This is a genomic window from Paenibacillus anaericanus (assembly GCF_003994475.1).
Classification (GTDB): Bacteria; Bacillota; Bacilli; order Paenibacillales; family Paenibacillaceae; genus Fontibacillus; species Fontibacillus anaericanus.
In genome coordinates this window covers 1-321 of the sequence record NZ_RZNY01000092.1, presented here as the reverse complement: position 1 = coordinate 321, position 321 = coordinate 1, and the positions used below count along the sequence as shown (strand labels likewise).

At 40.2% G+C, this 321-nt stretch carries 1 pseudogene; it reads left to right on the top strand.

The features are described from left to right. Positions 1 to 246 (top strand): annotated as a pseudogene (locus EJP82_RS27830) (methyl-accepting chemotaxis protein); the annotation flags it as partial. Positions 247 to 321 lie beyond the last annotated feature (75 nt).

Genomic DNA, 321 nt, shown 5'->3' with positions numbered 1-321 from the left:
GGTTTCGTTCACTATCTAGATGCAGTTACTGTATCGATTGAAGAATTGAACCAATCTCAGAATGTAATGTCCGATGCGATGAGTAATGTCAGCGCAGTAGCAGAGCAATCTTCTGCAACCTCTCAAGAGGTTGCTTCACTCAGTACCGAGCAGCAAGTCGTTGGTGAACAGTTGGTTCAACTGTCGGGTAAGTTAGAGAAAGTATCCAGTGGATTAAATGAATCGTTATCCAAATTCACAATATAAATCTTCAAAGTTGATAAGAGGTGACTCCTGTACTGTGATATTATCCCCTTTAAGTAGACAGTAAAAAGAATGACG